This is a genomic window from Erwinia rhapontici (assembly GCF_020683125.1).
GTDB lineage: Bacteria > Pseudomonadota > Gammaproteobacteria > Enterobacterales > Enterobacteriaceae > Erwinia > Erwinia rhapontici.
Genome location: NZ_CP085627.1, coordinates 2,176,155 through 2,192,492 on the forward strand (window position 1 = coordinate 2,176,155; position 16,338 = coordinate 2,192,492).

Genomic DNA, 16,338 nt, shown 5'->3' on the forward strand with positions numbered 1-16,338 from the left:
ATATTAAAAATGGCATTGGCTTATTTTTTGAACGTTTGTTTTTCATGTTTTTTCCATAGTTTAATTACAGGAATTCATTTTCATTAACATGAAATGTCTATATGTAAATAAAGACTATTATCCGCTGTGAAATAACTTTCAACCATAATAATAAAAGAGGGGATTATCAGCAGGGGAATGAAAATCCACTCAACCGCTTCTTTTACTGTTATGCACCCTCACTGCGCGCCATTTTGGTGCGGTTGACGTCTTTTGGGGCGTTAACTGACTCTTTTTAAAACCAAATCCCGGCATTGATCACACATTCGATATTTTATTTTACCACTGCATAATTCTGCTTTTTATTGTGCTGTAAAGGCAGGTTGTTCAGATTGTTATTCACTTTCTATGCATTAATAATGAATAAGATAATGATGTAACTCATTGATATTTGGTGGTTGAGAACGGTTTATGCATTTTTTTCTCTGGATGGCACGCGGCGTGCAATCTACAGTAGAGCTGCAATGAATCATCTCATTAACATTTTTTAAACTTTTAATTCACCCTGCCTGAGGCGGGGAATGTGCAAAACGAGGCCGATATGCAACCGTCAGTGACCCGTGAAAACTTCGATCAATGGATTGTTCCCACCTATGCCCCGGCCAGCTTTGTTCCGGTAAAAGCAGAAGGTTCGACGCTGTGGGATCAGGAAGGGAAGTCATATATCGACTTTGCCGGCGGTATTGCGGTCAATGCCCTCGGCCATGCGCATCCCGACTTGCAGCTTGCGTTACAGCAGCAGGCAGCACTGTTGTGGCATACCGGGAATGGTTACACCAATGAACCCATTCTGCGGCTGGCCAAACAGCTTATTGATGCCACGTTTGCCGACAGGGCGTTCTTTTGTAACTCCGGTGCGGAAGCGAATGAAGCGGCACTGAAGCTGGCGCGTAAGGTGGCGATGGATCATGGCCACTCGCAGAAAAGCGGTATTGTGGCATTTAACAATGCGTTTCATGGGCGCACGCTGTTTACGGTTTCCGCGGGGGGCCAGCCGGCCTACTCGAAAGATTTTGCACCGCTGCCGCAGGGCATTCAGCACGCGGTGTACAACGATCTGGCATCGGCTGCTGCGTTGATTAACGACCAGACCTGTGCAGTGATTGTCGAGCCGATTCAGGGTGAGGGCGGTGTGGTTCCCGCCGAGCCGGCCTTCCTGCGTGGTCTGCGCGAACTGTGTGATAAACACGGTGCGCTGCTGATTTTCGATGAAGTCCAGACCGGGGTGGGCCGAACCGGATCGCTGTATGCCTATATGCATTATGGCGTCACACCGGATGTGCTGAGCACCGCGAAAGCACTGGGTGGCGGCTTCCCGATTGGCGCGATGCTGACGACGGAAACCCTGGCTGAGCACCTGAATGTGGGCAGTCATGGCACCACCTACGGCGGCAATCCATTGGCAGGCGCAGTGGGTGGCAAGGTGATGGAACTGATCAATCGCCCGGAAGTGCTGGCAGGCGTGGCAGAACGCCATCGGTGGTTTGTTGACGGACTGAATGCCATCAACCAGCGCTTGCAGCTGTTCAGTGAAATCCGCGGACTGGGGCTGTTAATTGGCTGTGTGCTTAATCAGGACTATAGCGGCAAGGCGAAACTGATTAATCAGGCTGCCGCCCGTGAAGGGTTGATGGTGTTAATCGCGGGTGCCAGCGTGGTGCGTTTTGCTCCGTCGCTGATCATCACCCGGCAGGAAGTTGAGGAGGGGCTGGCGCGCTTTGAACGTGCCTGCCTCGCCGTCACTGAAGGAGCCCGTGCATGATGTATATTCGTCCCGTTGAACGAGACGATCTGGCGCAGTTAATGTACCTCGCCGGGAAAACCGGCGGGGGGTTGACCTCGCTGCCTGCTGACAGTGACACGCTATCAGCACGTATCGATCGTTCACTTTTAACCTGGCAGGGAAAACTGCCGCGTGCAGAACAGGGATACGTATTTGTACTGGCAGACAGTGAGAGCAAAAAGGCCGTGGGTATCTGCGCCATTGAAGTGGCGGTGGGTCTGCAGGACCCGTGGTACAACTTTCGCGTCGGTACTCAGGTGCACGCCTCGAAAGAGCTGAATGTTTACAATATGTTGCCCACGCTGTCGTTAAGCAACGACCACACGGGCAGCAGCGAACTGTGCACACTGTTTCTTGACCCGGATTACCGAAACGGGAAAAACGGCTATCTGCTATCAAAATCACGCTTTCTGTTTATGGCCGGATTCCGCCAGCACTTTATGCAAAAAGTGGTGGCCGAAATGCGGGGTGTGATTGATGAACAAGGGCAATCGCCCTTCTGGGACAGCGTGGGCAGTCGCTTCTTCTCGATGTCATTTTCCGATGCTGACTATCTGTGCGGCACCGGGCAAAAAGCCTTTATTGCCGAGCTGATGCCGAAGCATCCGCTGTATATCGATTACCTGTCAGATGAGGCAAAGTCCGTGATTGGGCAGGTCCATCCGCATACTGCGCCTGCGCGTGCCGTGCTGGAAGCCGAAGGTTTTCACTTCCAGAATTACGTCGATATTTTCGACGGCGGCCCGACGCTGGAGTGCGACATTGATCGCGTCCGCGCGATCCGAAAAAGCCGTTTGCAGACGGCTTTGTTCAGTGAGGAGCAAGATGACGCGCTGCCGCTGTGCCTGGTGTCCAATGAAAACTATCAACAGTTCCGTGTGATGTTGCTGCCTGCCGATCCGCAGGGTGACACCATCCGTATTACGGCCGCTCAGGCCGACATTTTAGGGTGCCAGCCGGGTGATAACCTGCGGGTGGTTACCCTTAGTCGTGAGGAGAAAAAAGCATGACGCACTGTATTAATGGTCAGTGGCTGACCGGTGGTGGTGATAACGTCAGTAAAATCGATCCGGTCAGCGGTGAACTGTTATGGCAGGGTAAAGCCGCAACGGCCGCACAGGTGACCTCGGCCTGTGAAGCGGCACGTGCCGCTTTTCCGGCCTGGGCACGCCGCCCGTTCTCTGAGCGCCAGGCCATCGCGGAGAAATTTGCCGTGTTACTGGAAAAAAACAAAGTTGAACTGAGTGAAACCATCTCGCGTGAAACCGGAAAACCGCGCTGGGAAACGCAGACAGAAGTGCAGGCGATGATCAATAAAGTGGCGATTTCGCTGCGCGCCTGGCATGCCCGCACCGGTGAACAGGCGGAAGGCGAAAGTTCGCTGCGCCACCGTCCGCACGGGGTGATGGCGGTCTTTGGCCCGTATAACTTCCCGGGTCATCTGCCCAATGGTCATATCGTTCCCGCCTTGCTGGCGGGCAACTGCGTGGTATTCAAACCCAGCGAGCTGACACCGATGACGGCTGAGCTGACGGGAAAATTATGGCTGAGTGCCGGGCTGCCGGGCGGCGTGTTTAATCTGGTGCAGGGCGGCCGAGAGACCGGACAGGCGCTGGCGCAGGAACCTCAAGTGGACGGTGTCCTGTTTACCGGCAGCGCTGCAACCGGTTATCAGCTGCACCGCCAGCTGGCCGGACAGCCGGAAAAAATGCTGGCGCTGGAGATGGGCGGCAATAACCCGTTGATCGTTGAAGATCCCGATGATATCGATGCCGCTGTGCATATTGCCATTCAGTCGACCTTTATCAGTGCCGGACAGCGCTGTACCTGCGCACGTCGTCTGCTGGTGAAACGTGGCGCCGCCGGGGATGCGTTTCTCGACCGTCTGGTGGCGGTGGCGGCAAAAATTCGTACCGGTCGCTGGAACGATGAGCCTCAGCCTTTTATGGGCAGTGTGATCTCAATCCCGGCGGCAGAGAAGATCTTCAGCGAGTGGCAGGCACGTATTGATGCGGGGGGCAGGGTGTTGCTGCCGATGCAGTGGCCGGATCGCAGCAGTGCCATTCTGACACCGGGAATTATTGATGTGACCGGGCTGCAAAATTTGCCGGATGAAGAAGTCTTTGGTCCGCTGCTGGCGGTGATTCGCTATGACGATTTTGACCGCGCAATCCGACTCGCTAATCACACCCGCTACGGGCTGGCATGCGGGTTGATTTCGCCCCAGCGCGACAAATTTGAACGCCTGCTGATCGAAGCACGCGCAGGGATTGTGAACTGGAACAAACCGCTGACCGGGGCGGCGAGTACCGCACCGTTTGGCGGAGTGGGTGCCTCAGGTAACCATCGTGCCAGCGCCTGGTATGCTGCGGATTACTGCGCATGGCCGATGGCGTCACTGGAATCGCCTGACTTAACGCTGCCCGCCAGCCTGTCACCGGGTCTGGATTTTAGTGCACAGGGAGAAACGCCATGAGCGCCCGTGAAGTGAATTTCGATGGTTTACCGGGTCTGACGCATCATTACGCGGGACTGTCGTTTGGTAATGAGGCCTCAACGCGTTATCAGCACCAGGTCTCCAACCCGAAGTTGGCGGCGTTGCAGGGGTTGATGAAGATGAAAGCCCTGGCCGATATGGGCTTTGCCCAGGGCGTGATCCCACCGCATGAGCGCCCCAATATTGCGGCGTTGCGCCAGATTGGCTTCAGCGGCAGCGATGAACAGGTGCTGGCGCAGGCGGCCAAACAGAATCCGGCCCTGCTGTCTGCCGCCAGTTCCGCCTCAGCGATGTGGGTGGCTAATGCTGCCACGGTTTCGCCATCAGCCGACAGCGCCGATGGTCGCGTGCACATCACCGTGGCGAACCTGAATAATAAATTCCACCGCGCCATGGAAGCGCCAACGACAGGCGCGCTGCTGCGGGCTATCTTCCGCGATCCTGAGCACTTCAGCGTGCACGATGCTTTACCTCAGGTGGCAATGTTCGGTGACGAAGGGGCGGCAAACCATAACCGCTTTAGCCGGGGTTATGGTGAGGCCGGTGTGCAGATGTTTGTCTATGGTCGTGCCGAGCTGAACGGTGGCGAGGCTCCAACGCGCTACCCGGCGCGTCAGACGCGTGAAGCCAGCGAAGCGGTAAGCCGCCTGCATCAGCTTGATGCGGCGCGCACGGTGTTTGCCCAGCAGAATCCGGCGGTGATCGATCAGGGCGTGTTTCATAACGACGTGATTGCGGTCAGCAACCAGCAGGCGCTGTTTTGCCATCAGCAGGCGTTCTTACACCAGCCGCAGCTGCTGGCTGAACTGGCCGAAAAAATACCAGGATTTATCGCGATTGAAGTGCCTGACGAGCGCGTCAGTGTGGCGGATGCGGTGGCAACCTATCTGTTTAACAGCCAGCTGTTAAGTAAGGACGATGGCAAGATGTTACTGGTGCTGCCTGATGAAGCACGGCGTCATGCCGGCGTCTGGTCATATCTGACGGAGCTGGCGGCCAGCGGCGGCGTGATTGATGAACTGAAGGTGTTCGACCTGCGTGAAAGTATGTGCAACGGCGGCGGCCCGGCCTGTTTGCGACTGCGTGTGGTGCTGAATGCACAGCAGCAGGCGGCAGTTAATCCGGCGGTCATGATGAACGATCGGTTATTCGCGACCCTCAATGCCTGGGTGGAGCGTCACTACCGCGATCGGCTGTCGCAGGCTGACCTTGCCGACCCTCATTTGCTGCGCGAAGGACGCGAAGCACTCGAAGAGCTGACGAAGCTGCTAAACTTAGGCAATGTGTACCGTTTTCAGCAGTAAAGCGATGATCGCAGGGCCGGAGATCTTCTCCGGCCTGTCAGGGCTGAACGGCGATTATTCTAAGGAGTATCGATGCAGGATTTCCTCACATTAACCCTCAACGGGCACAGCCCTGCGCATTCGGAAGGGCAGAATGCGCATCTGAGCTGGCGCTGGATTGACGTGGGTATTCTTGAACTGACGCCGAATGAGACGGTGTCGATGGCGCTGGTGGTCTCCGCGGGCATTCATGGTAATGAAACGGCCCCCGTAGAAATCCTCGAGCAGCTTCTCGAGCCGCTGTTGCGCGGTGAGCAGCCGCTGTTAACCCGCTTGCTGGTGATTTACGGCAATCCGGCTGCGCTGCGCCAGAATAAGCGTTATCTGCACGGCGACATGAACCGCATGTTTGGCGGCCGCTGGCAGCAGTATGAGGATTGCCCCGAAGCGCGTCGTGCCTGGCGGCTGGAGCAGGCAATGGAAAACTTCTGGCAGGCGGGTGAATATGAAGAGGTGCGCTGGCATATCGACATGCACACGGCAATCCGTGGTTCGTATCACACCCGTTTCGGTGTGATGCCGCTGCGTGAGACGCCGTGGCCTGAAACCTTTATGGACTGGCTGGCCGCTGCCGGACTCGATGCACTGGTGTTTCACCGGGCACCGGGCGGGACGTTTACGCATTACAGTAATCAGCATTTCCAGGCTGCCAGCTGTACGCTGGAACTGGGTAAAGCGTTACCCTTCGGTGAGAACGATCTGAGCCAGTTTGCGGCTTCTGCGCAGGCGCTGCACGCATTGATCAGCGGCGGCACATTACCTGAGGTGGCAGAGCCGCCACGCCGCTATCGCGTTTCACAGCAAATTACCCGGCTTTCCGAAAAATTTGTATTACATATGAGTCCTGAGACGCTGAACTTCACCGCTTTCCCGCAGGGGGCGCTGTTGGCGGAAGATGGCGATAAGCGCTATTACGTCCAGCAGGCGCAGGAATTTGTTCTGTTCCCGAACCCTGCTGTCGCCACGGGCTTACGTGCCGGGCTGATGCTGGTGGAAGACAGTGCGCATAACGAGGCGCTGGGATCGACGTTACCCTAAGGGAATGCGATAGAATGCGGCCGGACCACGGTCGCACTTTTATTGCGCTCTGCTGGTGTGGTTCATTGCACAGTAACAGGTAAAGACGCTAACTTTTTCCTTCCGCTATTCTGCCTTCCGTATTACACTTCTCCATAATCTCTGCATAAATCCCCGTAAATTCATACTCTTTTGCAATTCCTCACCGAATCCTTCGCATTGTCTCCATGATTGGCGATAGATTGTCTTTTATGCTTTCACGGCTTTACTCTGCCTCTGAGTACTTGACGTTCAGCGTCGTAAACTTGCTTTCGACATCACGACAACTGAATTGCCACAGACTGAAATATAAGGACAATATTATGCGTAAATTATCTTCTTTCGTTGTAGCCGCTACACTGGCCTTGGGTACTGCTGGTATCGTTCATGCCGCAGCGGATACCTTAACCCCCCCGCCAGCGGGCGCTGAAAAACCGATGATGCATAAGCCACCACGCCATGGCGGTATGCATGAAATGTTCAAGGGGCTGAATTTGACGGATGCGCAGAAACAACAGATGCGCACCATTATGAAAGAGTCGCACAAAGAGATGAAGCGTCCTTCCCTGGAAGAGCGTCGTGCGATGCACAGCATTATCGCAGCAGACAGCTTCGACCGGACTAAAGCGGAAGCCCAGGCAACGGAGATGTCGGCGAACGGCAAAGCGCGCGCACTGTCGATGCTGGAAACGCAGAACAAACTGTATAACGTGCTGACTCCTGAGCAGAAAAAACAGTTTAATCAGAATTTTGAGAAACGTCTGACAGAAAAACCACAGCATGAAGGTAAAATGCTTCCTGCAGACGACTAAACCTCGCTGACATAGATTGGAGACCGCCGACGTTGCCCACCTTGCCTGAATGGCGGTGGTCAGCGTCGGCGGTTTTGTTTACAGGGGCAGGGGGATCACGGGCAGTTTGCCCGAGAGCAGCGGTTTGCAAAGGATTTTGTAGCCATCGCTGTCAAATCCTGGCGGCGTTTTGCACAGTGCGACGGCGTCTTCCAGTTCGCTGACCGACCCCAGATACAGCCAGTTATTGATCACATGTATCTGCTTTTGCATCTCTCCCTCTTCAATCACCGCCACTGCGCCAGGCCATGGCCAGCACTGAAGCCGTACGGCTTCCAGCGCGGCCAGTAAACGCTGCTGATGTTCCTCGGGTGGCTCTTTACCGCAGCAGGCACCTGCACAGCGCTTCAGGGCAAAACGAAAGCAGGCTCGTCCTTTGCTTAACGGCTCCAGACCCAGCAGGCCGTAACAGAGCTGTTGTTCATCGGCGATCTTCTGCAGCGTAGCCAGCGCAGCGCGGCGATGTGCATACAGACCAAACAGATTCGATGTATGGGAAAAATCGACCTCTTTGGCATAGACTACGTCGGGCCGACCCTCACGGATTTGCAGTGCGCAGAGCTGGCGGTTTTTGCGCAGGCGCTTATTAAACAGCGGTTGCTGTAGCTTGATCATCTGTGCTTCCAGCAACAGAGCGCCCATCTCTCCGGCGGTAGGAATAAAACTGATGCGCCTGGCCTGATACAGCATTCTTGCCTCGGCTGGGGTGCGCAGGTGCGACAGCACGCGGCTGCGGATATTGACACTTTTGCCGATATAGAGCGGCAGTCTGTCGCTTTCGCCGTGGAAGGTATACACACCGGGCAGGGCGGGGAGACTGGAAAGCCACGGACGGAGTTGCTCGGGGTATTGGTAGAGGGTTTCTGCCTCGAAAACAGGGCGACGGCTGGCTATTTTTTTTGTCACTCACGACTCCACTTACTGGTTACTTGTACAGTGTAGCAGTGAATGCAGGGATGAAAAAGCAGCGGGGTGGCAGGATGCCGCCCCGCTGAGGGTTATTTCTTCCAGAAATCGTCGAAGACGGTAATCGGTGGGCGACGTTTATGCTCCGTTTTCAGATACCAGCTTTCAATGGTTTTCGCCGCGCTGGCATCGATCGTTTCGCCTTGAAGATAACGATCGATCATCTCATAGGTCACGCCCAGCGCGACTTCATCCTGCAAACCTGGACGGTCATCTTCCAGGTCGGCCGTAGGCTGTTTCAGATAGAGATGTTCCGGGCAACCCAGCGCTTTCAATAGCTGTTTTCCCTGGCCTTTGTTGAGACGGAAAATCGGGTTAATGTCCGTACCGCCATCGCCATACTTGGTGAAAAATCCAGTGACCGCTTCGGCAGCATGATCGGTACCGACCACCACACCTGCTGTCATACCCGCGATGCTGTACTGAGCTTTCATACGCTCACGGGCTTTCTCATTACCACGAATAAAATCAGACAGCGTAATACCTGCCTCGCGCAGTGCCTGCTCGCTGGCCTGCACCGCCGCCTTGATGTTAACTGTCAGTACGCGGTCGGGCTGGATAAACGTAATCGCATCCTGGCAATCTTGCTCGTCAGCCTGAATGCCGTGCGGCAGACGTACGGCGATAAACTGGTAAGCCGTATCGCCGGTTTCGTCACGCAGTTCGTTGATGGCGGTCTGGCACAGTTTTCCGGTTAACGTAGAGTCCTGACCGCCGCTGATCCCCAGCACGAGCGTTTTCAGGAACGGATAGGTTTTCAGATACGACTTGAGAAACTCTACGCTGGTGCGAACTTCTTCACGGGCATCAATAGTGGGTTTGACGCCCAGCGCCTTGATAATGTCCTGTTGCAAAGCCATTGACCTCTCCTCAGATTCAGCGCCGACAGACGGCGGCCAGATGCATTTTTGTCTGTTAAAGCTAACCTGCATGGCGCGAAACAACAAATACTTATTCGCGCCACACGCTGATATATCAGGCGTTTTTCGGTTTCACTGCCAGCAGGGTAAACATCAATATGGCCAGCATATAGCAACCGAATATGGTGGCGGTCATGGTCAGTACCGATGTGCCGCCAATGCCAGTTAACGGCACGCTGATGCCGCCCAGGGTAAACATGGTGACGCCAATCACCGCTGAGGCGCTGCCCGCCCGGTGACCCTGGCTTTGCATCGCCAGCGATGACGCGGTGACGGAAATGACCCCGTTACTGGCCACGCTAAAGAACAGCGCAACCAGCACCAGCGGCAGAGCCGCGCCGCTTAAACCTGCCAGCAGCAAACTACTGGATGAGATAAACGCCAGTGTCAGACCACCTTTCAGCACCCGGTATTCACCCCAAAGCGGGCAGAGACGGGCACTGACCTGTGATGCAATTATCAGGCCGACACCGTTCGCAGCAAAACATAAACTGAAGGCCTGCGGCGACAGTTGGTAGATTTGTTGCAACACGAAAGGGGAGGCGCCGATGTAAGCGAACATGCCGGACATCATAAAGCCCTGAGTCAGGCAGAATCCCATAAACGGACGATGAGTGACCACCTGACCTAAGGCGGCCCACGCAGAGAAGATACTGCCCTGGCTACGTCGTTCCGGGGGCAGAGTTTCATGCAGCTTGATACGTGCCAGAATAAACAGCAGCAGTGCGATGAGTGCGATGACCATAAACAGGCCCCGCCAGTCGAGGAAGGCCATCAGTGCGCCACCCATCACCGGGGCGGCAATCGGGGCCAGTCCGTTCACCAGCATCAACAGGGCGAAGAAGCGGGTTAACTCGTGCCCGCTATACATATCGCGAGCGATAGCACGTGACAGAACCGCGCCGCCGGCGCCGGACAATCCTTCAAACAGGCGTGCCAGCAGAAGCTGGTGGATATCCTGCGCCAGCGCACAGCCGATCGATGCCACCAGCAGCAATACCAGTGACAGCAGCAAAGGACGAATGCGGCCATATTTATCACTCAAGGGGCCAAAAAACAGCTGCCCAAGACCGAGGCCAAGCAACCCGGCGGTCAGGCTCAACTGGGCAGTGGCCGTTGGGGTGTTCAGGTCCGTGGCCAACTCTGGCAGAGCGGGCAGATAGAGGTCGATGCAAAGCGGGCCCAGGGCCGCCAGCAGTCCGAGCGTGATGGCATAGCCAAGACGTTTGGGGTGTACAGGTGTCATGATTCCTCTGATTTAAAAAGAAGGTCGTTAATGTGTTGATATAAGGTGTAGAGGCGCTCGGGTGAGGCTTTTTGCGGTGTCAGCCGACGATAAGAGGTGCCTTCAACCATCACGGCGAGGATCTCGACGCTGGCCCGAACCCGTTCGGCACTGAATTCGGGATGCAGGCGGGAAACTTTCTGACAGGCATGGCTGAACATGCGCTCATCAGCATCAGCTATCATTTGTGCCACGCGCGGGTTACGGGTGGCTTCGGCAGCCACTTCCACCATCAGCGCTTCATCATCTTCATCCTGAGCTTCACGCCATGCCAGCATCCTTGCCAGATGAATATTGCTGCTGGTGGCGAGCATCTCCTGCACACGGGAGTCAATAATTCGCTTCACGATTTCCTGGATAATCGCATCTTTATTGGTGAAATAACGATAAATCTGGCCGACACTCAACTGCGCTTCAGTGGCCAGTTGCGCCATACTGGCGGCATGAAAACCATGCTGACGGAAACAGCGACGGGCGGCGATAATGATTTCATCCTGGCGCAGACGATGGCGGGCATCACGGGCTTCTGTTTGTAGGCTCACTGGTGCTCCACTGTCAGGTAAAACGGTCCTGTAAACGCGGATGACGCAGATCAGGATAGTCAGTGCGAATGTTCATTCTCAATCTGTAGATTATAAGCACCCTACGGAGGTAACTGATAATAATTTGACGCCAAAAAGTTGAAAAATCTGTATTTCTATTCCAGGCTTAACGTTACACGGATAAGACACGAGGAAGAATAAATGCGTAAAATGACGGGATTGATAGGTGCCGCAGTAGCACTGGCTGTGTTATCTGGTTGTACAGCTTACGACCGCGCTGAAAGCTATGCGACGAAACCAGTCGTACAGGATGTGAAAAAAGGTATGACGCGTCAGCAGGTTCGTGATATTGCCGGCCCACCATCAACCGAAATTACGATGGTACATGCGCGTGGTACGTGCCAGACCTATGTGTTGGGTGAACGTGACGGCAAGCAGCAAACCTACTTCGTTAGCTACGCTGACACCGGTCGCGTAATGAACTACGGCTTCCAGAGCTGTAAAGAGTACGATACCGATCCTCAGGTTAATCAGTAGCAGATTGTCTGAATAAAAAGAGGCCACTTCGGTGGCCTTTTTTTATACGGCGTTTTCTTCTGTCGTTTATGCTGGAACACTTAATGCTTTCTGGCTGCGTGACCAGATGCGGTGCATCGCCAGTGCTGCTACAAAATCGCTCATTAATTTACCTTCCGCTTTGCTTTCCGTAATAATGCCTTCCTCCTGTTCGTCGTCAGTCAGACCAAAGTGCGCCGCAAAGCGCCGTGCATCTCCACTCAGACCGATCACTTTCAGGTGTTTATAAGCCTCCAGAAGGAAATAGCACGCATCGCCGCGCAGCAGCAGCGCATCGATATTGCCATCCGGAACGATGACAGCATCAAAAGCGAGTGAGGGCAACGCGCTAAAGGTGCCATCCACGGGAAGTGAGGAACCATCGCTGGCGGTTACCTCGCCCATGTGCGCCGCCAGCAGTTTTGCATGTACGCCATGTTGTTTAAGTGCCAGAAAAATAGCCAGCGTATCAGCAGCATCAACGCCATCGCTGACAAGCAGAGCAACCTGCCGGCCTTTGATATTGCCGCTGGGAACAGCATAAAGGCTCAGGCTGGCATCTTTTTTCAGACCATTAATGTCCTTAGGAGGGGCGGTCTGCATCTGCTCATCGGACAGCGTCACACCCAGATGTTCAGCCACACCGGTGGCGAGAGAGATATCAATATGCGTCAGCTGATCCACCACGCGTTCGCGGATAGCACTACGGCTCACCTTACTTAATTCAAAGGAGAAGGCTTCAATAATGTGCTGCTGTTCTACGGGCATCTGGCTGAGCCAGAACAGCCGTGGCTGAGAGTAATGCTCATCAAATGTGGGGCTGCGCTCACGGACTTTATGACCTTCAATGCGTTCCTGGTAGCTTTCGAATCCACCCCGCTGAGCCGCAGGAGGGGTTTCCCTCGGCCAGTTGTCATTAATCGAGTTAGGTTCGTAGTTGGCCGGGTTGGTATCGATATCCATGCGATGCATACCCTGACGCTGAAAGTTGTGATAAGGACACACCGGGCGATTGATGGGAATTTCGTGGAAGTTAGGCCCACCAAGACGACTGATTTGCGTATCGGTGTAAGAAAAAAGGCGTCCCTGAAGCAACGGGTCATTGGTGAAGTCCATGCCAGGAACGATATGGCCTGGATGGAAGGCGACCTGTTCAGTTTCGGCGAAGAAGTTATCCGGGTTACGGTTCAGTACCATCTTGCCAATCAGCTCTACGGGGACCAGTTCTTCAGGGATCAGCTTGGTGGCATCCAGCAGATCAAAATCAAACGCAAACTCATCGCTCTCTTCTACCAGCTGTACGCCCAGTTCGTACTCAGGGAAATCACCGGCCTCAATAGAGTCCCACAGATCACGACGATGGAAATCCGGATCGCGGCCGCTGAGTTTCTGGGATTCATCCCATAGCAGTGACGCTTTACCTGCCACCGGTTTCCAGTGAAAACGCACAAAGGTGGCGTGACCTGCGGCATTGATAAAGCGGAAGGTGTGAATACCAAAACCTTCCATAGTGCGATAGCTGCGCGGGATGCCACGGTCGGACATTGCCCACATAACATTGTGCAGGGTCTCGGGCTGAAGCGAGACATAATCCCAGAAACTGTCATGAGCGCTACCGCCTTGCGGCATTTCATTATGCGGTTCGGGCTTCACTGCATGGACAAAGTCAGGGAATTTGTGCGCATCCTGAATGAAGAAAACCGGGGTATTGTTACCCACTAAGTCGAAGACACCTTCATCGGTATAAAACTTGGTGGCGAAACCGCGAATATCGCGCACGGTATCGGCGGAACCCGCACCGCCCTGAACCGTTGAGAAACGGACAAAAACGGGGGTAACAGTATCAGGTGAGGTCAGAAAACTGGCTTTAGTGATATCACTCATATCACGGTAGGGCTGGAAATAACCATGTGCAGCCGAACCGCGCGCATGAACAACCCTTTCCGGAATTCGCTCATGGTCAAAATGGGTGATTTTTTCGCGCAGAATGAAGTCTTCGAGCAGGGTTGGACCTCGAGTCCCTGCGCGCAGTGAATTCTGGTCATCCGCGATCCGCGTGCCCTGATTGGTGGTCAGGGGCTGATTTTTTCCGCTCTTGCGAAAGGGGTCAAGTGCATCAACTTTAGTGTTGGCAGGTGAGGAAAGGTGGCCGCTATCCGGGCGTTCGTTTTTTTTTGACATAATACACTGCTCCAGTGACGGGCTTTCGGGTACCAGTAACTATAGAACAGTGAGCGATATACGCCTGCAAAATGGAGGGATAAGTCAAATTGATGGCAGGAAATAAAAAAGGGCCGGCAGGATACCGGCCCGTAAACGGCAATTAACGGTGAGCTAATTCGGCTTCGTTATCCGCATCGGTATTCAAAATCTTCTTATCCGTTTGCTTCAGCCACTGACTGGTCAGTGTTCCGGCAGTCATGGAGCCGTTAACGTTCAGCGCAGTACGCCCCATATCGATCAGCGGTTCGATGGAGATCAGCAAAGCGACCAGGGTGACAGGCAGGCCCATCGCCGGCAGTACGATCAGAGCAGCAAAGGTGGCACCGCCGCCAACGCCTGCCACACCCGCAGAGCTAAGGGTGACAATGCCGATCAGCGTGGCAATCCACATCGGTTCGAACGGGTTGATGCCAACGGTTGGCGCAACCATCACGGCCAGCATGGTCGGATAGAGACCGGCACAGCCGTTCTGACCGATAGTGGCACCGAATGAGGCGGCAAAGCTGGCGATGGATTCAGGAATACCCAGACGGCGGGTTTGAGCCTCAACGCTCAGCGGGATAGTGGCGGCACTGGAACGGCTGGTGAAGGCAAAGGTAATCACTGGCCACACTTTGCGGAAGAAGCGCAGTGGATTTACACCGTTAACCGACAGCAGCAGGGCGTGCACGGCGAACATAATCGCCAGGCCAAGATAGGATGCCAGCACGAAGCTACCCAGTTTAATAATGTCGCTGAGGTTGGATGTGGCGACGACTTTGGTCATCAGCGCCAGCACGCCGTACGGCGTCAGCTTCATAATCAGGCGGACCAGCTTCATCACCCACGCTTGCAGCGTATCGATGGCTTTCAGAACACGCTGACCTTTTTCGGCATCATCCTTCAGCAGTTGCAGCGCGGCAACACCGAGGAAGGCCGCGAAGATCACCACACTGATAATTGACGTCGGATTGGCACCGGTCAGATCGGCAAACGGATTCTTCGGAACAAAAGAGAGCAACAGCTGCGGCGCACTGAGGTCAGCAACTTTGCCGACGTAATTATTTTGGATCGCAGCCAGACGCGCACTTTCCTGCACACCCTGCACCAGTCCACTGGCATTCAGGCCAAACAGCCAGGTAACAAAGATCCCGACTGCCGCTGAAATCGCGGTAGTGAACAGCAGAACACCAATCGTCAGCAGGCTGATTTTACCCAGTGATGACGCGTTGTGCAGACGGGCAACTGCGCTGAGGATAGAGGCAAATACCAGCGGCATAACAATCATTTGTAACAGCTGAACATAGCCGTTACCGACGAGGTTAAACCAGCTGACCGACTCTTTAATGATCGGGCTGTTTTCGCCGTAGATCGCGTGAAGGGCCAGCCCGAACAGTACCCCGATCACCAGACCGAACAGCACTTTCTTTGACAGGCTCCAACCTGTGCGACCGGTTTTTGCTACCAGCAGCAGCAGGGCGACAAACGCCACAAGGTTAATGATTAGCGGAAAGTTCATTCCCATTTTCTCCCAATAAATACGGACTACAATGTCGCCATGCTGGTGACAATTAATTTTTGACGCGCAGAAAGTAAAAACAGTGGCGGAATGGTATCAGCTACTTATGGTGCAGCCTTATATCCAGATGGAATTATTTATAACTTTCCGGTGTTATTTGAACACTTAATCAACCCTTCGTTTATTAATTAATCGCTCAATGTGATATTGCGCGGAGCTGACCACCTGGTTTGTCCAGCTGGATGCACCAAAAGGTAGCGAGCTGGGGGGGAACCAGATGGCATAGCCGACTAAAACCAGGCACAGGGCGCGCTCCAGCTGATTGCCTTTTTGGCTGTTCAGCACGGGCAAACGAAAGCGCCAGCGACAGGGCCAGAGCAGCGGCACGCCAGCGGGTGTCAGCATGTCGGCGACGATGTGGCTCAGATAACCCAGCACCATCCCCTGAAAAGCATCCGCTGGAATCAGCCAGGCGTCCGGGAGCTTTAACTGCAACAGGGCAACGCCCCCGACGACTGCCAGCAGGCTGTGGGTGAACCCCCGGTGGCCAAACGCACGGGCGATAGGATGCGATAGCCACCTCAGGCGCTGGCCCAGAAACGACTTCGGATGGTCGATATCGGGCAACAGGCAGGTCAGCAACGTAGCGGGGATAATGTGCCACCAGTCTGCGCTGGCCAGAACGGGAGTGAGTTCGGCACGTTTCGCAAAAATTGCACTGGCGATGGCAAAAATAAGATGGCCTTCGGCCGTCATGGGAGTACCTGGCTGCATAACTGT

The 16,338-nt window shown here is 54.6% G+C and carries 13 protein-coding genes and 1 pseudogene; 7 read left to right on the forward strand and 7 right to left on the reverse strand.

The window, feature by feature from the left end:
- Window positions 1-580: 580 nt before the first annotated feature.
- The 6 genes from LJN55_RS10250 (at window position 581) to spy (ending at window position 7,530) form a co-directional block, all read left to right on the forward strand.
- Window positions 581-1,801: an aspartate aminotransferase family protein gene (locus tag LJN55_RS10250; RefSeq protein WP_133845473.1), complete on the forward strand. Its 1,221-nt coding sequence runs from the start codon at window positions 581-583 to the stop codon at window positions 1,799-1,801.
- Window positions 1,798-2,832, forward strand: a complete 1,035-nt coding sequence (gene astA, locus LJN55_RS10255) for an arginine N-succinyltransferase (RefSeq protein WP_133845348.1) — start codon at window positions 1,798-1,800, stop codon at window positions 2,830-2,832. The genes LJN55_RS10250 and astA overlap by 4 nt, the downstream gene beginning before the upstream one ends.
- Window positions 2,829-4,298 (forward strand): succinylglutamate-semialdehyde dehydrogenase, encoded by a 1,470-nt coding sequence (gene astD / locus LJN55_RS10260; protein ID WP_227536196.1) that lies wholly within the window; start codon window positions 2,829-2,831, stop codon window positions 4,296-4,298. Before astA ends, astD begins: the two co-directional genes overlap by 4 nt.
- Window positions 4,295-5,623 (forward strand): N-succinylarginine dihydrolase, encoded by a 1,329-nt coding sequence (gene astB / locus LJN55_RS10265; protein WP_227536197.1) that lies wholly within the window; start codon window positions 4,295-4,297, stop codon window positions 5,621-5,623. The genes astD and astB overlap by 4 nt, the downstream gene beginning before the upstream one ends.
- A gap of 72 nt (window positions 5,624-5,695) precedes the next feature.
- Window positions 5,696-6,700: a succinylglutamate desuccinylase gene (gene astE, locus LJN55_RS10270; protein ID WP_227536198.1), complete on the forward strand. Its 1,005-nt coding sequence runs from the start codon at window positions 5,696-5,698 to the stop codon at window positions 6,698-6,700.
- A gap of 341 nt (window positions 6,701-7,041) precedes the next feature.
- Complete coding sequence (spy, locus tag LJN55_RS10275; RefSeq protein ID WP_227536199.1) at window positions 7,042-7,530, forward strand: ATP-independent periplasmic protein-refolding chaperone Spy; 489 nt, start codon at window positions 7,042-7,044, stop codon at window positions 7,528-7,530.
- Window positions 7,531-7,608: 78 nt separating this feature from the next.
- Here the strand turns inward: spy and cho are convergent, their stop codons facing one another.
- The 4 genes from cho to LJN55_RS10295 all read right to left on the reverse strand — a co-directional run bounded on the left by cho (window position 7,609) and on the right by LJN55_RS10295 (window position 11,282).
- A complete protein-coding gene (gene cho / locus LJN55_RS10280) occupies window positions 7,609-8,475 on the reverse strand; it encodes an excinuclease Cho (protein ID WP_133845338.1) in 867 nt (288 codons plus the stop codon).
- A 92-nt stretch (window positions 8,476-8,567) separates the two neighbouring features.
- Window positions 8,568-9,395, reverse strand: a complete 828-nt coding sequence (gene nadE, locus LJN55_RS10285; RefSeq protein ID WP_200643044.1) for an ammonia-dependent NAD(+) synthetase — start codon at window positions 9,393-9,395, stop codon at window positions 8,568-8,570.
- 115 nt (window positions 9,396-9,510) lie between these two features.
- Window positions 9,511-10,701: a multidrug effflux MFS transporter gene (locus LJN55_RS10290; protein WP_227536200.1), complete on the reverse strand. Its 1,191-nt coding sequence runs from the start codon at window positions 10,699-10,701 to the stop codon at window positions 9,511-9,513.
- Window positions 10,698-11,282, reverse strand: a complete 585-nt coding sequence (locus LJN55_RS10295) for a TetR/AcrR family transcriptional regulator (RefSeq protein WP_227536201.1) — start codon at window positions 11,280-11,282, stop codon at window positions 10,698-10,700. The genes LJN55_RS10290 and LJN55_RS10295 overlap by 4 nt, the downstream gene beginning before the upstream one ends.
- 201 nt (window positions 11,283-11,483) lie before the next feature.
- Between LJN55_RS10295 and osmE the strand changes: the two genes are divergently transcribed.
- On the forward strand, window positions 11,484-11,819 hold the full coding sequence (gene osmE, locus LJN55_RS10300; protein ID WP_133845331.1) for an osmotically-inducible lipoprotein OsmE: 336 nt from the start codon (window positions 11,484-11,486) through the stop codon (window positions 11,817-11,819).
- 66 nt (window positions 11,820-11,885) lie between these two features.
- Here the strand turns inward: osmE and katE are convergent.
- The 3 genes and pseudogenes from katE to LJN55_RS10315 all read right to left on the reverse strand — a co-directional run.
- Window positions 11,886-13,967, reverse strand: a pseudogene (gene katE, locus LJN55_RS10305) (catalase HPII); the annotation flags it as partial.
- A 193-nt stretch (window positions 13,968-14,160) separates the two neighbouring features.
- Entirely contained in the window at window positions 14,161-15,558 is a 1,398-nt protein-coding gene (locus LJN55_RS10310; protein ID WP_133845327.1) for an L-cystine transporter, read from the reverse strand.
- 165 nt (window positions 15,559-15,723) lie between these two features.
- Window positions 15,724-16,314 carry a metal-dependent hydrolase gene (locus tag LJN55_RS10315; protein ID WP_227536202.1) on the reverse strand — a complete coding sequence of 197 codons (591 nt, stop codon included), beginning with the start codon at window positions 16,312-16,314 and terminating at the stop codon, window positions 15,724-15,726.
- Window positions 16,315-16,338: the final 24 nt, after the last annotated feature.